General features: G+C 35.4%; 16 protein-coding genes and 2 pseudogenes. 11 read left to right on the plus strand and 7 right to left on the minus strand.

Annotated elements, in window-relative coordinates; all coding sequences use genetic code 11:
* Positions 1–591: 591 nt before the first annotated feature.
* Complete coding sequence (gene istA, locus MKY45_RS07215) at positions 592–2,133, plus strand: IS21 family transposase (RefSeq protein ID WP_341172802.1); 1,542 nt, start codon at positions 592–594, stop codon at positions 2,131–2,133.
* A complete protein-coding gene (gene istB / locus MKY45_RS07220) occupies positions 2,130–2,897 on the plus strand; it encodes an IS21-like element helper ATPase IstB (RefSeq protein WP_341172803.1) in 768 nt (255 codons plus the stop codon). Before istA ends, istB begins: the two co-directional genes overlap by 4 nt.
* A 492-nt stretch (positions 2,898–3,389) precedes the next feature.
* Here the strand turns inward: istB and MKY45_RS07225 are convergent, their stop codons facing one another.
* Positions 3,390–3,674, minus strand: coding sequence for a transposase (locus tag MKY45_RS07225; RefSeq protein WP_193063141.1), 285 nt, complete (start codon positions 3,672–3,674; stop codon positions 3,390–3,392).
* Between the two features lie 524 nt (positions 3,675–4,198).
* Here MKY45_RS07225 and MKY45_RS07230 point away from each other — a divergent pair.
* Together MKY45_RS07230 and MKY45_RS07235 are read left to right on the plus strand one after the other, a co-directional pair.
* A pseudogene (locus MKY45_RS07230) lies at positions 4,199–4,860 on the plus strand (spore photoproduct lyase family protein); the annotation flags it as partial.
* Positions 4,861–5,043: 183 nt separating this feature from the next.
* A complete protein-coding gene (locus MKY45_RS07235; protein ID WP_193063145.1) occupies positions 5,044–5,469 on the plus strand; it encodes a YugN family protein in 426 nt (141 codons plus the stop codon).
* Between the two features lie 957 nt (positions 5,470–6,426).
* Here the strand turns inward: MKY45_RS07235 and MKY45_RS07240 are convergent.
* The 4 genes and pseudogenes from MKY45_RS07240 to MKY45_RS07255 all read right to left on the minus strand — a co-directional run.
* On the minus strand, positions 6,427–6,825 hold the full coding sequence (locus MKY45_RS07240; protein ID WP_256705934.1) for a hypothetical protein: 399 nt from the start codon (positions 6,823–6,825) through the stop codon (positions 6,427–6,429).
* A gap of 182 nt (positions 6,826–7,007) precedes the next feature.
* On the minus strand, positions 7,008–7,391 hold the full coding sequence (locus MKY45_RS07245) for a DUF4183 domain-containing protein (protein ID WP_042536064.1): 384 nt from the start codon (positions 7,389–7,391) through the stop codon (positions 7,008–7,010).
* Positions 7,392–7,536: 145 nt separating this feature from the next.
* Positions 7,537–7,995, minus strand: coding sequence for a DUF4183 domain-containing protein (locus tag MKY45_RS07250; protein WP_256705935.1), 459 nt, complete (start codon positions 7,993–7,995; stop codon positions 7,537–7,539).
* A 128-nt stretch (positions 7,996–8,123) separates the two neighbouring features.
* Positions 8,124–8,409: pseudogene (locus MKY45_RS07255) on the minus strand (ATP-binding protein); the annotation flags it as partial.
* A 653-nt stretch (positions 8,410–9,062) separates the two neighbouring features.
* Here MKY45_RS07255 and MKY45_RS07260 point away from each other — a divergent pair.
* From MKY45_RS07260 to MKY45_RS07270, 3 genes are read left to right on the plus strand one after another with little or no spacing between them, the layout of a single operon-like run.
* Entirely contained in the window at positions 9,063–9,431 is a 369-nt protein-coding gene (locus tag MKY45_RS07260) for an ArsR/SmtB family transcription factor (RefSeq protein WP_042532685.1), read from the plus strand.
* Positions 9,424–11,547 (plus strand): heavy metal translocating P-type ATPase, encoded by a 2,124-nt coding sequence (locus MKY45_RS07265; RefSeq protein ID WP_256705936.1) that lies wholly within the window; start codon positions 9,424–9,426, stop codon positions 11,545–11,547. Before MKY45_RS07260 ends, MKY45_RS07265 begins: the two co-directional genes overlap by 8 nt.
* An 8-nt stretch (positions 11,548–11,555) precedes the next feature.
* Complete coding sequence (locus MKY45_RS07270) at positions 11,556–12,302, plus strand: NAD(P)-binding domain-containing protein (RefSeq protein WP_256705938.1); 747 nt, start codon at positions 11,556–11,558, stop codon at positions 12,300–12,302.
* Between the two features lie 36 nt (positions 12,303–12,338).
* Here the strand turns inward: MKY45_RS07270 and MKY45_RS07275 are convergent, their stop codons facing one another.
* Positions 12,339–13,271 carry a helix-turn-helix transcriptional regulator gene (locus MKY45_RS07275; protein ID WP_212929579.1) on the minus strand — a complete coding sequence of 311 codons (933 nt, stop codon included), beginning with the start codon at positions 13,269–13,271 and terminating at the stop codon, positions 12,339–12,341.
* Between the two features lie 123 nt (positions 13,272–13,394).
* Between MKY45_RS07275 and MKY45_RS07280 the strand changes: the two genes are divergently transcribed.
* Positions 13,395–14,033: a type 1 glutamine amidotransferase family protein gene (locus MKY45_RS07280; protein WP_341173473.1), complete on the plus strand. Its 639-nt coding sequence runs from the start codon at positions 13,395–13,397 to the stop codon at positions 14,031–14,033.
* A gap of 258 nt (positions 14,034–14,291) precedes the next feature.
* Positions 14,292–14,489, plus strand: a complete 198-nt coding sequence (locus MKY45_RS07285; protein ID WP_042532689.1) for a cold-shock protein — start codon at positions 14,292–14,294, stop codon at positions 14,487–14,489.
* Positions 14,490–14,736: 247 nt separating this feature from the next.
* Here the strand turns inward: MKY45_RS07285 and MKY45_RS07290 are convergent, their stop codons facing one another.
* Positions 14,737–15,840 (minus strand): DNA alkylation repair protein, encoded by a 1,104-nt coding sequence (locus tag MKY45_RS07290; protein ID WP_256705941.1) that lies wholly within the window; start codon positions 15,838–15,840, stop codon positions 14,737–14,739.
* A 363-nt stretch (positions 15,841–16,203) separates the two neighbouring features.
* Here MKY45_RS07290 and MKY45_RS07295 point away from each other — a divergent pair, with 363 nt between their 5' ends.
* Together MKY45_RS07295 and MKY45_RS07300 are read left to right on the plus strand one after the other, a co-directional pair.
* Positions 16,204–16,329 (plus strand): hypothetical protein, encoded by a 126-nt coding sequence (locus MKY45_RS07295; protein WP_256705942.1) that lies wholly within the window; start codon positions 16,204–16,206, stop codon positions 16,327–16,329.
* A 182-nt stretch (positions 16,330–16,511) separates the two neighbouring features.
* Positions 16,512–17,528: a phosphotransferase gene (locus MKY45_RS07300; RefSeq protein WP_256705943.1), complete on the plus strand. Its 1,017-nt coding sequence runs from the start codon at positions 16,512–16,514 to the stop codon at positions 17,526–17,528.
* The last annotated feature ends 40 nt before the right edge of the window (positions 17,529–17,568 follow it).

Below are 17,568 nucleotides of genomic sequence, written 5' to 3' on the forward strand. Positions count from 1 at the left end.
TTTCATCATAATATTCCCGGCTCTATTGACATCGGCGTTCGCGATGACTCCATTCTTTGATTGATAAAGCCCAAGTTTCATTCTCTTAACTGAAAATGATGGGTTCGAACCCTTTTTACCATATAAGGGCATTTCGTCCTGATCAAGGAAACCGTCAATTCACCTCCCACCTACAATTCCACTGAATGTTTGAGGATGGAGTCATCTTGGCTGAAATGATAGAAACTTACTTTTTGTGAGAACTTTTTCTTTGCCAAGGATTGCTTTTAGCATCATTCGTACTTTTTTCCTGATATTCGGGATCAATTTGAAGCATATTTTTGAACACTAAAATAGACACCTCATTTTGAAATGCCTATCTATTGTAACTGCTAAACTAAAGTAGACCATTATTGCTAGATAAGAATGAACACTTTTCTTGGGGGATAGGCATGTAACAGGCTGTTGCCCCGTAGGGGCAGCAGCCTGTTACATGCTCGCCGTTCCGTCAGGTACCAACTAATTATTGCAATCTTTCATTTACTGTATAATACATGTTTGTACGATACAGAAATGGGAGGAGTAAGAAAGGTGGAAACATGGAAAGTGTATATGGAAATCTATCAACTAAAACAAGAAGGATTTAAAATACGGAGAATAGCTAGAAAACTAGGTATATCAAGAACAACAGTATATAAATACCTTGAAAAGTCCCCTCAGGAAATGGCGGAGTGGGTAGCTTCCACACAGACAAGAAAGAAGAAATTAGATGCCTACGAATTACTTATTCATACTTGGCTAACAGAACATCCAGATCTTTCTAGTGCTCAAGTTCATGATTGGTTAAAAGAAAGGTTTCCAACTCTATGTGTTGGAGAAAGTACCGTTCGTAGTTATGTCAAAGCACTCCGGGAAAAATATCATATTCCAAAGACAGAAATGAAGCGTGTCTATCAAGCTATTCCAGATCCACCAATGGGGCAGCAAGCCCAAGTAGATTTTGGTCAGACGATACAGAAAACATCCCAGGGAAAGGAAAAGAAATTATATTTTATTAGTTTCGTGCTTTCGCACTCTCGTTATAAATACGTTGCGTGGCTCTCCCGTCCTTTTACAACAAAAGATATGATTCAAGCTCACGAAGATGCTTTTCAGTATTTTGGAGGAATTCCATATGAGTTAGCTTATGATCAAGATTCCCTTATCGTAGTAAGTGAAAATGAAGGTGATCTCATCCTTACCAGTGAATTTCAAGCATACAGGGAAGAAAGAAAATTAAAGCTCTTTGTATGTAGAAAAGCTGATCCAGAAAGTAAAGGGAAGATTGAAAATGTCGTAGGATTTGTGAAGAAGAATTTTGCGAAGAACCGCGTATTTCACCATATAGATAAATGGAATGAATCCTGTTTAGCATGGCTGATTCGAACGGGAAACGGAAAAGTGCATAATACAACAAAAAAAAGACCAGTCGAAGTGTTTGCCCTAGAAAAACAACACTTAAGACCAGTCAACAAAAAAATTTCAATTTCAAATATCGATAATAGTATAACAAGAAATGTTCGTAAGGACAATACTATTATCTATCAATCGAATCGGTATTCGGTACCACTTGGTACATATAAAAAAGATAAAGAAGTTTTTATTGAAATAAGCGATCAAAACGAATTAATAATACGTGAAGAATCGAATGGAGCAATCATTGCCAAACACACATTAAGTATAGAGAAAGGGAAATTGATTCAAGATTCTCAACATACCAGAGACCGTTCTAAAGGAATAGCTGCCTATATAGAAACGGTATCGACGTACTTTGATGATAAGGAAATGGCTTCTGATTTCCTTCAGGAAATTCACCAAAGATATCCTCGTTATATACGAGATCAATTATCTCTTATTTTAAAGGTATCTAAAACAGTAACAAGAGAACGAAGGAACCAAGCTTTAGAAGAATGTGTCGCACGCAAAATATATAGTGCAACAGAGTTTAGAGATGTCGTAGAGTTTATCCAAAGACAAACGGATTCTCATCAAAGGCCTCCGCAAATAGAAGCTATCAAAACATTGCATGGTATGGATGATACGCTGCTTCAAATCAAGCCAAAAACAAGAGAATTGGATTCTTATATAGAGTTATTGAAAGGAGCAACGGTATGAGTCATTCAATAGAAGAAATACAACAACAGTTTCGATCGTTGAGACTCACAGAGACGGCAAATTATTTGCCATCTCTGATTCAACAAGCAGAGTCAGAAGATTGGACATATCAAGTACTTTTGAAACAATTGACTGGATATGAATTAAAACGTAGGGATGAAAAATTAATCGAAAAACGATTAAAATGGGCTGCATTCCCTTCCTATAAGACGTTGGAGGACTTTCATTATGAGCAGCAATCACTCAGCAAAAGACAAGTAAATCAATTAAAGGAGTTTACCTGGCTAGATCAACTCTATAATTTAATCGTTTTAGGACTGCCAGGTGTAGGTAAAACACATTTAGCTACAGGGCTGGGCATAGAAGCCATACAAAAAGGATATAAAGTCTCTTTTATTTCCATGGGGCAACTGATTCAAACATTAAAAACAGAAGAAGTTACTAGAAAGTCACAAACGAGAATGAAACGAATTCGTTCCTCTCATTTAGTGATTATTGATGATTTAATGTTTATGGCAATGGATACACGTGAAGCGAATTTATTTTTCCATCTTATTAATGACATTTATGATAAGGCTTCAATTATATTAACTTCTAATAAAGGACCAAATGAATGGGGAGAATTACTAGGTGATCCAGGGATTACAACGGCTATCCTAGATAGAATTTTACATCGAGCTGAAGTTATTCATTTTCATGATGATGATAGTTATCGAATGAAACACCGTTCTTCCATTTTTATGGAAGAAAGTGTCCAAATTTAATTAGCAAAAAGTGTTCATTTCTACTTGACGCTCACATCTATTCCATATTCAATTTTCACAATGGAAGTATCTATTATTGTTCTTCACTTTTCTAGGATATTTCATCGTATCAAGACTCATCCAAAAGTAGTAAATTAGTGGTAAAATGGAGTATTTCATCCTTGAATAGCTTTTGTAGATCCAGTGTTTATACCAATAATCTGGTTTTTACACTTTATTATATAAAAAAAGGAGTAGGAGGGGAACGGCTAGGAAATTCACTCATAAGATTGTTCCCTATAATTTATGCCGTTAAATGTTCCTTTTCTCGCGCAACGTTATACGCTTAAAGCGCCAGTTTGTCGGCTATAACCATATTATTTGCCTTCATATTCGAAATTGACAATAACCAATGAATTTTAATGCTATACGTTTTAAGGTACTATTTCACCTCGTAGTACAGCTTGTATTCAATGTTATCATCTGTCCTAAACGCCATTTCAATAGAATCAATTAACTTTTCAAGGTTACATTCAACAACTGATAAATAATATATATACCTAAATAAGCACCGGCAATTAAGAAAAAGGGATTGAGGAAAATGGCATGGATATTTGTCATAAATACGGTTTTATCTTTAATAATTTGATAAATGGAGACAGAAACAATATTTCCAAAGACAAGCGTTGATACAAGGGTAATAAGATTAAAAATGAAATGCAATTTATCCCATTTTTTTCGCAGGAAGTACATTGCAAGTGGAATCAATATACTTATTAATACAAGGAAAACGTTCATAAAAACACCCCTATTTTTCCATGGTATTGTCAAAAGTTTTTAATAAAAATTAGTCAAAGCATTGATATGAAAGGGACTGTTAACAAAAAAATATCCCCCTCCTTAAATATAGGAAGTCATACAAGTTTTTTCAGTGAGACTTTACTTGGAGCCACAAGCATGATAAACTGTAAAGCCTTACGCAACAAGGATTAGCTACGTTCTTGCGTAGTAATTCATGCTTGTAGAGACTTCATGTCAAGCCTTCACATTTCTTTTAACACTACCTTCCCCAGTTTATTAGTATTACCATTTTGTTTCATATCATTCTAAATGAAATCCTTTCGTCATAAAATATACGCCTTGAGGGATGATTAATATTAAATGAAGAAAGATAGTGAGAAAATGGACATCAATCAAACATATAGGCCAGGCGAAGTTATGTATATCCTCAAGCTTAGAATGTTGCCCAAGCCCAACAAGCAGCAGTTTTTGGAAATCCAGATAACCCCAATGAATTGGCTGTTTTTTTTTCGGGGAGTTCTATGGTTAAACTTTTTATTTCTCAACTTGTTTATGTGGAACCTAAAGCACTAGAATACCCACTTGGGAAAGAATTTGTATCTAAATTTGAAAAGATAGGGATTAACCAGAAAAATAACATCACATAATCAAATCCGTAATTTACCTGGTGAAAACCATTCCCAAAAATATTGTACGGCTAAATCAACTCTTGTTATCAGAATTCGAAAAACCTTAAAATTCGGTACATCTAAGCCATCAGCAGAATATACTATTCCCTTTGCAACAGGTTGTATTGGTCATTGTCATTTTGGTTATATACAAAAAATGATGAGCAGCAAGCCATGTGACATATGTTAACGAGATTTTTGAGGCAGCAGAATTTTATATGGAGGAGAGGGCTCTTGAATTTACAAAATTTGAAGCCTTCTGTACATCATATATTGTTGGTATAGATCATTTAACTCTTACGCTTAAACGAGCAATTTAATATTTTGGTAATTCGAAGTATGGCAAGCATCGTTTTGTAACCAAGTTTGCGTATGTGTACCATCTTCTCGATGCCAAACATAATGGCAGGACATATTTTCGATTCAGTATCAATAATAATTTCATTATTAAGTTTATTGATCCTGGTAAATCTAGACTGAACGAGCGCGTTGAAGCAGGAGTGAAAGTCGCAGAACAGGAAGATATCAAAGATACAATTGGGGGCTATATTCATCATTATTTTCTTGAATCAAGAATTGAATATTTTACATGAACATCAATAAAAGATAGTTAATGTATAACTAAGTGTTTAGCATAACTCATGGGTATCTTTTATTTAAATATGTTAATACTAGTTATCAAAAAAGGGAGTGAAAATATGCTGAAATTACAGACTGATATTGAAGGCAAAAAGGTATATTTTGGTGAAGTGCGTAATGTATTTGATGCTAATGGATTTACCTTCTGCAGTAATTTTGAATACACCCACGGAAAGTTTGATATGAATTTATGCCGAGAAGGTGGAGAAACAATTTACATAAGAGTCCCCTTTAACGTTTTGCATGGAGAACTGGATCGCCCAAATGCATATATTCAATTTGGACAACCATATGTCATCAAACATGTTGTGAATATAGGACTGGATTGGGATGAAAATTCTTTATTAACGGCAACAGGATTTAATCAATTCCAGAATCCTGTAGATAAAGATGGTAACATATTGGATAAAAGCAGATGGGAAGAAGCTGGTGAGCAAATGGTTCATCGTGTTGTTAGTTCATTGAATGACATGCAAGTTTCCTGATGTTGCTTTTACACAGTGTTATCATCATTAAATAAGGAGCGATTAAATGTGAGTCAATATAAAAAAGTATTGAGAAAATACTTAATGACAGTCATACCGGTACAATGGCAACAGTAAAAAATAACAAAACTCATTCTAGATATATGATCTTTTTGACCCGCATGCGACAAAAAATTGATCCATCCAACTAAAGGATTAGAACCTATTAACCGCAGTGTCATTTACTTGCTCTTTACCGCCGTGCCAATTCTTAGTGAATGCTGGAAGGGGGACCGGCCCCGCCAGCAGAGCATAGAATTGATTGTCCAGGGTACGCTATTGATGCGGATAGAGCCATAAAAGGTTTGTTTTTTGCTATCCGCTATAAATTTCACTACCAGGGACACAAACAAGTTCAAGGGGGATGGAGTTAAGACTACACTGGGTGCACTTATGGCAGAAGCGGGTCAAAAAGATGGCACACCTGGGTCTCCTTCATGGCAATACTCAATCTAGCTAAAACCAAGTATCAATATACATTAAATGATATTCTGATATGACCCAAAAGCTTCTTGAAATTGATAATTAATACGCTCCAAATCACACATTAAAACACAACCATTGTTTTTCTTTGTTTAACACACCCCAGTTTACCATGAGGAAAAAGCACATAATACTCAATCTTAACCTCTTATAGACTTTGATAGCATTTAATATTTTTTTTTATGTTAAATATTATAGTTTGAACAATCATTATTATGCTCTTTATTACTCGTTTTTGCCGGCATTATATTTCCAATAATCTCATCACCATTCGTATTATAGGTAGAATCATTGCTGTATTACTTCATGATTTCAATTTATTCACTATCTGTTGTTTATACTATCCAAAATTAATGGAACAAAATAAAACACCCCATGATATGATACTCGAACAAGTACATTTACTGATACTTTTCTATTCAGAGAAGGTCTATCTTAGTTATGAAAACTACCCAAAATCATAAAATCCACAACAATCCCGCTCACTGGATTTTCCGAACCCAATACACTTATGCCTAGAACGGTTACACCACTAATATTTGTAACATTGGCCGAAACATATTTTCCCGTAATGTTCTTCTCACGCATTTGCACTCTTGGTCTTGCATTTATCGTAGCATTTGTTGAATATACGCTCGATACCGCATAATCAATCGTATCTAATAATGGATTTCCATCTGCTAATCCATTGTCTGTGAAATAAAGTGTAGCTATCCCATTTGCATTTGACGTAGCCTGTCCATAAACCATTCGTTTTGCTTTTTGCGGGTTTTGCTCTCCTGCCTCATATATTTGAATAGCTGTCGGACCCAATGTAAAGAATTCAATACTCATAACTAATCCCCCTCGTATTCTTTAATGGAAATTAAAAAGCATGACAGTATAATGTATTCAAACTTCCAAAAAAGTGCGGTAATCTAAACAGACCTTTTCTTATATGAGGTATTTATGATGAAAATAGATAAATTTCTTTGTGCCCTGCCAGTATCTGGCGGGCACAAAGGAGTACTTATATTCTAGGTGTCAAATGTCCCTGAGGATGTTGCTGCGAAATTAACAACTTGCAGGATAACAGTTTGGTTTGCTGGAATGGACCCTCCGCCAGCAGGAACAGCAATGTCTAATGAGCCAGTCCCTGTAGCACCTGGTGTATATGTTGATATGCCTTGCATTTGCTCAACACCGTTAATTTCCACAGTGAAATAACTATTATCTTCTGCAAGTTCTGGAAGTGTCGTTACCGCTTCACCATCATCCCCCAGGAAACTTGCAGCATCAATAGATAAGGTACTTCCTGCTGCTGTATCTTCTGTTGTGATGTAAAAGAATTTTGCGGACTCAGGATTAACATCTGTGTCAATTGTACCGCTAATAGCGATTTTCATTAATTGAAGTGCCATATTCATTTTCACCTCCATTTTATATCAACCACATTTTATTCTATGAAGAGGAGTTGGAAATGCTTGGTCAGACGAATTAGTTCGTATTGAAAGTTAACAAAATGCCCCATTAAAAAAGGCATATTTATTACATAGCCAGGTAATATTATCCTTTAACCGTGACAAACAGAAGCGTAATTGGGGCATCCTTTGGAGGGAGGTCACTGGACTCTAAGTGAAGAATACCTTCCTCGACAGTGTAAATGGACGGGGGCTGCAACACTCCATTGACAAATAAATTAAGAGTGGAAACATTGTCCGGATCAAGTATATCACTGCTTCCATATTGCTTTAATGCATCTTTATTCGTATAAACCTTTTTCCCTTCTTCGGCAAGGGTAAGGTATTGGACCGTCTCCACTCCTATGGGGGTTGGTGTATATTCAGGAGATATATTGACTGTAATGGATGGATTAAATATAGGATTAAAGGTATTTGTATTGGATGTGTTATTTTTATTTCCCTCATGAATTTTTTTGCGCTCTTTACTGCAATGATGCCAGTGGCAATTTGGACAAGAATCCCTGCCGCGTAGCTTTCTACTATGATAATAGCTTTCATTCAACGGTATTTCACCCCCTCCTACGTGAAATTTTGATGTGTTGTTTTATATCTTATTTAAAAAGAAGGTGATTTGACTGTGCAGCTGGCTGTATTTGGCAAGTAAAAATGTATGTCCCTTGCTGTCCCGAATTATTGCTGTATGAATGATTCTTTGTAACGGAAACTTTCACGGTTAAAAAAGGAGTAAATGTGAATGATGAATAAGCCGGCCAATCACCGCTTCAGTTAATATTGGATCTCCTAAAACATGATTCCATTGCCCAAATGGAAGGTTAGTAGTAATCACCAAGCTTTTATTTTCACAACACATAGAGATTACCTGAAACAATAACTCTGCACCTTCTTTAAGGAGAGGAATGTCTAATATAAGTAAATCCAGTCTATCAAGCTGTTTAATCAGCCTAGAGAGCTCGCCAGAAATAATTATAAAACATTATGCGTATTAATGGAGTAGAAATGATGAGCCACTTGCTGAAAAAATGCCAGTGAATATTCAGTTTAATCTTTCTAAGGAAACTTATGTGGATTTCAATGGAAATCAATACATTAAGATGGAATTGGTTCTTTGCCAAAAACCTGCCATAGAGAAAAATTTAGCTGAAAATAGTGATGGCAAGGGTTCTAGGTAGCTCACCGACAATTGAGTGAGAATAATTCACTAGTATGATTTGAAGTGAAAACGTTAATTTGGCAGTATTTTAGGGAGACATAAAATGGAAGAAATGATTAAAAATCAATAGATTCCCCGCCAAAATCCCGCAAAAGGAATAGGCAGGGAAGTAGGGTTACTGTATAAAAGCGTGGCTCTTTTTTTGATGATAAAGTCAATGAAGTGGACGAATAGACAGCTTTTTAAGTTTTAATACGTGAAAAATTAGAGTTATTATTAAAATATCTTAACAACCTTAGGTAGAGAATGTTCTCCGCCAGAAGGTCGTTTTTTCTTTTTAAAAACCAAAATTCCATTAAAGTATTTCACCTCTTTATTCAAATATATACTTGAATGAAATTCGTGAATAAGATACTATATATTCAAATGAGTATTTGAATGAAGGTGGAGTGATTACTTTGGTTAAAAAAGATATGTGTGAAGTGTATTGTTATGACGAGGAAAAAGTCAATCGTATACAAGAAGAATTACAAAGAGAAGACTTATCTCATGTTTCTCAATTGTTCAAAGTACTTGCAGATGAAAATAGAACAAAAATTTCTTATGCCTTATGTATAGACGATGAGTTGTGTGTATGTGACATTGCGAATATCATAGGCTCTTCTGTGGCAACTGCCTCCCACCACTTGCGGACACTGCATAAACAAAAAATTGTGAAGTACCGAAAAGAAGGAAAACTTGCTTTTTATTCATTGGACGATGAACATATTAAGCAATTAATTTCGATTACATTAATCCATCAGAAAGAAGAAAAAGCAAATGTCTGAATCACTAACTAAGCAAGATGTAAAAGCATATCGTGTTCAAGGATTTAGTTGTGCCGGGTGTGCAAAAACTTTTGAAAATAATGTCAAGAAAATACAAGGGGTGGAAGACGCCGAAGTTAATTTTGGAGCTTCAAAAGTATATGTAAAGGGACAAATAACCATTGAAGAGCTTGAAAAAGCAGGATCCTTTGAAAATTTAAAGGTTCGAGATGAAAAAGAACAAAAGGTAGATCATGAACCTTTTTGGAAACAAAAAGAAAATATAAAGGTTTATATTTCAGCCATATTGCTTTTGGTTAGCTGGTTTTTAGGAAAACAATTAGGAGAAGAAAATTTTTTACCAACAATCGGGTATGCACTGTCTATTTTAATTGGCGGTTACACGCTTTTTATTAAAGGGCTTAGAAATCTGAGTAGATTACAATTTGATATGAATACGCTTATGACCATTGCGATTATCGGTGCAGCTATTATTGGCGAATGGATGGAAGGTGCGACGGTTGTTATCCTGTTCGCTATCAGTGAAGCATTGGAACGCTATTCCATGGATAAAGCCCGTCAATCGATTGAATCGTTAATGGATATCGCACCAAAAGAAGCATTAATCCGTCGGGGAAATCAAGAAATAAGTATCCATGTAGATGACATTGAAATTGACGATATGATGATTGTAAAGCCTGGTCAGAAATTAGCGATGGATGGTACTGTTCTCAAAGGAACTTCCACCTTAAATCAAGCTGCTATTACAGGTGAAAGTGTTCCTGTTACGAAAACAGTAGATGATGAAGTATTTGCTGGAACATTAAATGAAGAAGGCTTACTTGAAATTAGCGTAACCAAACGAGTGGAAGATACTACACTTTCAAAAATCATTCATCTTGTAGAAGAAGCACAAGCAGAGCGTGCACCCTCTCAAGCATTTGTCGATAAATTTGCTAAATATTATACACCAGCTATTGTTATTTTAGCTATATTAATAGCTGTTATTCCTCCTTTATTTATTGGTGGAGATTGGAATACATGGGTTTATCAAGGCCTGGCTGCACTCGTAGTTGGTTGTCCTTGTGCTCTTGTCGTTTCTACTCCAGTAGCTGTAGTTACTGCCATAGGGAATGCAGCAAAAAATGGGGTATTGATTAAAGGCGGTGTCTATTTAGAAGAGACTGGAAACCTTAAAGTTATCGCTTTTGATAAAACAGGAACACTTACAAGAGGGGTTCCTACTGTCACAGATGTTGTAACGTATAGCCGAAGTGAAGACGAATTAATCACCATTACCGCAGCAATTGAAAAAGGATCACAACACCCTCTCGCTTCCGCTATTATAAGAAAGGCGGAAGAAAAAGGTTTATATTACAATGATATAGCTATGGAAGAATTTCAATCCATTACAGGAAAAGGCATTAAAGCTAAGATAAATCATGAAACATATTATGTAGGAAGTCTAAGTCTTTTTGAAGAGCTGCATAACCAAATAGAAAATGACCAAAAAGAAAAGATTACCTCTTTACAAACAGCTGGAAAAACAGTCATGGTGTTAGGAACAGAAACAGAGATTCTTGCATTCATTGCTGTCGCAGATGAAATAAGAGAATCATCTAAAGAGGTTATCAGCCAATTAAATCATCTTGGAGTCGAAACAGTCATGCTAACAGGTGATAATCAACGAACTGCACATGCGATTGGACAACAAGTTGGGGTTGTAGATGTCGAAGCTGGTTTATTGCCAGAAGAAAAGTTGACCTTTATTAAAGAACTTCGAGAAAAACATCAACAAGTAGCCATGGTTGGTGATGGTGTGAATGACGCTCCAGCACTGGCTGCTTCTACGGTCGGAGTAGCTATGGGCGGTGCAGGAACTGATACAGCACTAGAAACAGCAGATATTGCTCTTATGTCAGATGAATTGAATAAGTTACCATATACCATTCAATTAAGCCGGAAAGCATTGATGATTATCAAGCAGAATATTACCTTCTCTTTAGGAATTAAAGCTGTTGCTTTACTATTAGTTGTTCCTGGTTGGTTAACCTTATGGATAGCGATATTTGCAGATATGGGAGCGACCTTGCTTGTGACATTAAACAGTTTACGATTATTGAGAATTAAGAAATGAGTTATTCCATGACATATGACGTTATCATAATCGGCGGTGGGCAAGCTGGTTTAGCTTTGGGGTTTTCATTAAAACAGAAAAACATTCCTTTCGTTATTCTTGATGAGAATGAGCAAACTGGCATGTCTTGGCGAAAACGTTATGATTCATTACGTTTATTTACTCCTGGAAGTTACAGTCAATTGCATGGGTTTCATCTGAAGGGCGATCCCAAAGGATTTCCAGATAAGAATGAAATTGCAGATTATTTAGCTGCGTTTAAAATACAGAATGAATTACCCGTTCATCGTGAGAAAGTTATCAGACTAACTCAGAATGAGAGGAAACAGTTTTTAGTCACCACTCCAAATAAAATATATACAGCTAAACAAGTAGTTATTGCTACTGGAGCTTTTCACAATCCTTGTGTTTCAAAGGTTCATGATGGGACAGCAGGTTTTGAAATTCATGCTTCCAAATATCAGAATCCATCTCAAATACCTAATGGGAATGTTTTAATCGTAGGTGCTGGTAATACAGGTGTTCAAATTGCGGCGGAATTGAGTAAGACACACCAAGTTACACTGTCACAAAGCAAACCAATGAAACGTGTTCCTCAAAATATTGCTGGGCGAAGTCTTTTTTGGTGGTTGGAAACATTCCGAATTGGTCGAGCAAAGCCATATTCCTTTGTGGGAAAAATGTTATATGTACGTATCATGTATAGTTTTAAATGTCACTATTTTACCTTGATAAAAGTAAACAGATTTAACTAACTAGAACAATATAAGGATAAAATTGAAATGCTTGATTTAATTTTCATATAAATTAGCTAGAACATGTATTTTCCGTTTCAATTCTGTTCGGATATGTAAAGGCTCTAAACATTCACATTTATCACCAAAACTTAAAAGGATATTGTAATAATAGTCATTTTCTACAAAAGGGAAAGTAACAATGTAGTACTCATCACCGTCTGGTGAAAAATCTTCATATTTACAATAATCAAGTGCTCTATCCATGATAGATTTATGAATACGAAGTTTGATTTTTGTTTGTATCGTTGCCAAAATATCAGTGAAATCCAATAGTGGTTTTTGATAATCTCGTGGCGTAAAGAAGATCTCTTCTAATTTTAGGTTTGATATACGAGCTAATTTGAACAGACGAAAATCATTTCTTTTATAACAGTAGCCTTGAAAATACCAATGATTACCCTTTAATACAATTTGACAGGCTTCAGCTTCTCGTTCCGTGCTGTTTCCATGACGGTCGGCATATTCAAACGAAAGCAGTTTGTTTTCTTGCAAAGCTATTTTTAAGATTTCTAAATAGGATTGTACATTCCTATAACCTATCCACTGACTTAAATCGATATGTATTTGATCCGTTTTTAATTGAATCTCGTCAACTCTATCCGCTGGGATAAAACTTTTTACTTTTGCAAGGGCGTTTATCAGTTCGTCACTTTGTATCATATTGGAGAGACTGGAAAGTCCTGTCAAAATAGTAGAAATATCAGCAGTAGAAAAAACCGTACTATCCATTTTGTAGTTTTTCATAATTTCAAAGCCACCTCCTACTCCTGATGTTGAGCGAACTGGAATACCTGCCATGTTGATGGCATCTATATCACGGTAGATTGTGCGTGTTGAAACTTCAAACATATTTGCTAACTCCTGTGCGCCTATCCGTTGTTTATCGAGCAGTATCATAATAATGCTAACAAGCCTGCTAACCTTCATCTGTTAACCACCTTTCAGGAAAAATATTTCTTCATTCTAGATTGTTGCCATATTGTTGTCAACAATAGATAAGTATAATAATAATCAAACAGTAAATTTATTACAATCAAATGGAGGAAAATGATGAAAATAATTTATATTTATGTACTTGATACTTTAGCAGACTGGGAACTGGGATATGTTACAGCGGAGTTGAATTCCAGGAGATTTTTCAAAGAAGATGCGAATCAAGTATTGATTAAAACAGTCAGTTACTCTAAACAACCCATCCGTACAATGGGCGGAATGACAATAGTTCCTGACTGCTTCATTGATGACATTATGGTAAGTGAAACAAACATGCTGTTATTACCAGGTGCAGATACATGGAATGATCCAAAGCATGAAACTATTCTCGTAAAAGCAAGCGAGCTGCTCACTGCAGGTGCTACAGTATGTGCAATCTGTGGAGCTACTGCGGCACTTGCAAATTTGGGAATATTAGATAATCACCCCCATACTAGCAATGGTCCAGGATTCCTTGAAATAGTTTGTTCTGATTATAAAGGGAAAGATTTTTATATAGATCAACCATCTATTGCATCTAATAACCTTATTACTGCTGGTTCCACTGAAGCTTTACTATGGACGAAACAAATCATTGAGTGCTTAGATGTTTTTAAATCAAACACATTAGAATCTTGGTATAACTATTTTAATACTGGCGATTCTAAATATTTCTTTGAACTTATGCAAACTTTACCGTCTAATAATAAAAATTAACCTATTTTTATGTCGAGTGAATAAATTAATGAATTTACTGCTGATGTATAGGCTGTATCACAAGAAGACCGTCTTTAAAATATATATAGAATGGTATCTTTTTTGAGTGACATGTGTTATATTATAAATAACTTAATTGTTCGTGCTAGCAATACAGGATTTATGTCATAACTTTACAATTTATATCATCGTCTTGAATTATTATCAGAACAACCAAAGTAATAAATGTGTGCATTATGCACAATGGAGGAATTTCATATGAACACAGGTTCAGTAAAATGGTTTAACGCAGATAAAGGTTTTGGATTTATCGAAGTTGAAGGTGGAGACGACGTATTCGTGCACTTCTCAGCAATTCAAGGCGAAGGTTTTAAAACATTAGAAGAAGGTCAAGCAGTTACTTTCGACATCGAAGAAGGTAACCGTGGACCACAAGCAACTAACGTTGTTAAGTAATAATTTATAATTGATAAAAAGTCTTTCTTTCATAGAAAGGCTTTTTATTTTTTACAGACCGCATGATATCAACGGTATTGCACTATATTGTATTGTCGAGATATTGAATGATAATAAAGGGCTATAAACCTTTTCTTTACAAGGATTTATAGCCTTTTATTATATTTTTATAAAAAGTGAAGTAACATGAATAGAAGCAGTACATATTGAAAATGATAAAGCCGCTAAAACGGAATCCAAGATTAGCCTATTTAGCAGCTAACAATTCAAAATCCAGCGTATACTGCTCGACGCCGTTCACAATAAGCGTAACCGAATGGATGCCTGTATAATGCTTCCTTGTGCTTAGATTTGCAAAAGAATGTTTTTTTGTGTAAGTCTTCGTTTCGTTTTTCTTTAAAGAAAGCTCGGATATTTGGAATATTTTACGGTTTCGCTTCCCGTTTGCTTTTACATAATCAATGCCATATTCCAGCCGAACCTTGGTTGCTTTTTTTGCCTCAATCTTAAAAGAAAAGACCATATTCCCGCCAATGGAAATAGACGTAGCATCTAGCGTAAAGGCGTCAACATCCACGTAATCGGCATCTGCAAATCCAAAGATGGTCAATACATCCCTGTTGCCCTTTTTAAGAAGTGTCCTGCACCCGTGCTTTACAATCCAATCCGTATGCTCGTTTTGACCGTACCAATCCTTGGCAATTTCTACAACCAGGTCAGGATGTGTTTTGGAAATATCGTTTAGGTTATTGGCCACGCTTTTACGGACATACAGTGATGGATCAGCTTTAAGCTGTTCTAAAATACCAAGAACTGGCGATGGGTCTTTTTTGAAACTGATTAATGCTTGTCCCCATGGCAGTTGAGGGCGGCAACCCTCACTGGCAAGCCGCCGGACATGCTCATTGTCATGCCTGGCCCAGGCAGCCATCTGGGACATCATACGCTCTTCATGGTTTATGATAAAAGGTCTCACGGCAAATTCAGAAGAGGAGGATGAGGTATATCTTTCTAACGCAGCAATTGACAGATCCCAATGGCGTTCATCCTGCCCATAGACTTCAACAAAATCTGGTAAATACATGAAAGAAAAGTCGTTAAATCCTGCAGGATAACCCGCAATGACTTCATCAAGGATATCAAGCGCCTGTTCATAATCGGCTGGCAAATACTTTCCTAAATTTATTGCAATTTGCCGCATACGTGCTTTCAATCCTAATTCATTCCATCTTTCGTCCATAATGTCGTTGACAAAATCATCAATCTGAAACGAATGATATACAGACCGAATACTTAAAGCCAGCTCGTGAACGGACTCGTAATTATACTTGTTTTTTAGTAATTCTGCCATATGCTTCTCCTTCTCAAATGGTGTGTAGCCGAGAGTACTCCACAATTAACGGGATAACAAAGGAATAACTGCCTTTATAGTCAAGCTGATTTACTCCCTTTCACATGCTAGTATGTGGCTATTATAGCTTAATATATGATAAAAGCATAGATACAACCTCATGCTTGAAGTGTATTCCTTTATATATTGATATAAATAATTACAAAAGGCTGTAAAACTTCCTTACTTTCAAGGAGTTGCAGCCATTCATTGTCTGTATAACTATAAATGTTCAAATGATGAAACAAATAACCGCGACTATATACCAATGTTGGAAACATGAATATATAATAGTGTAATGAAACAAGAAGAGATAAAATATTCATGAAAGTGGTGATGAATACAGCTAAGGATCGGTTACTTAAAATTATTGATGAAACACCTGAACAAGAAGAGGATAAAATTCTGGATTTTGAGGAGTTTTTAAAAGTTAAAAGCGATAAAATCTGAATATTTAACAAAATATAGTGAGAGCAGCAAGAATCGGGCGTAATTGTTGCGCAACAGAGACAGAAAATAGGTATAAAAGTCAAATGGTCTATTTATACAATAAAATAAGAAATTGTTTTGATGAAATGTCTGAGAGAGCTGTATTACAATGAATCTGAGTATGAAAGGTTAGGAGGTAGCGGATGACAAAAGAATTTAAAAAATACATTAAAGAAGTCCAGGCGAAAAAAGACCAAGTAATAGAATGGAGTGCTTACTTAGAGAACGGGCTGTATACGTTGGATAAAGATCTTAGAACTGTTTTTAATACAACAAAAACTGCTCATCCTATGGTTAATAACCTTAAAAATACAAAAAATGAGGATCAACTTTCACTGGAAATAGGAGATTCCAGGCTGAAGTATTTCAATGGAAGTATCTTATGGTTCTGTATTAATGGCGATATCAAAATTTTTTCAGATGATGAGGTACTTGTCATTTGTACCAATAAAGAAAGTTATCAAATGAAAATCGCAAACTATACTTATTTTTCACCTTTCTTCCGTATCCCCTCATTAATCAATCAAGACGCCAAGCACAACATGTTGAAGGAAGAATTCGTTCATTTTGAAGATAAAACAGATAACGATGAAGCTTTCATTTTGAAAAAAATATATGATGATTATCGTAGTTATTTCAATTATCTAACGCTTCATTCAAAGGTTGATTATCAAACGTTGAACCGCTTATTGAACACAAGTTCAAATGGGAAGCATATCCATCAGTTTGAGAAAATAATAGAAAAAGTTTCCCCAGAATTGCTTTCTCTAAATTTGCCGTTTATCAACTTACACGGCGATTTGTGGTCTGATAACATTCTTTTAACTGATGAAGCAGGGGAAAAAACTTTATGGTATATCGACTGGGAAACTGCAGGCAAATATGTTTTCTTCTATGATTTTTTCAAATTTATTTGGAACGAATTAGATGTACACCATAATTATTCCTATTATAGGAGGTATATCGCAGGGGATTTTGATGAAGGATTAACGAGTCTTTTTGCTATTTTCCATTTAACGTTTGAGCCTAAGTACCGGCAATCTTATTTTTGTCTCTTTTTCCTAAATTTTATTCTCAAAGATACAGATAATATGGCGTTTAAATACAAACATGAGGAAATAATTAACTTTGAACGTAAAGTTTTCCCCTTCATGTCTTAAGACGGTATCCATACTATAAAGTGTATAACCTATACTTGAA

Source organism: Oceanobacillus sp. FSL K6-0251, from assembly GCF_038004725.1.
Lineage (GTDB): Bacteria > Bacillota > Bacilli > Bacillales > Amphibacillaceae > Oceanobacillus > Oceanobacillus oncorhynchi.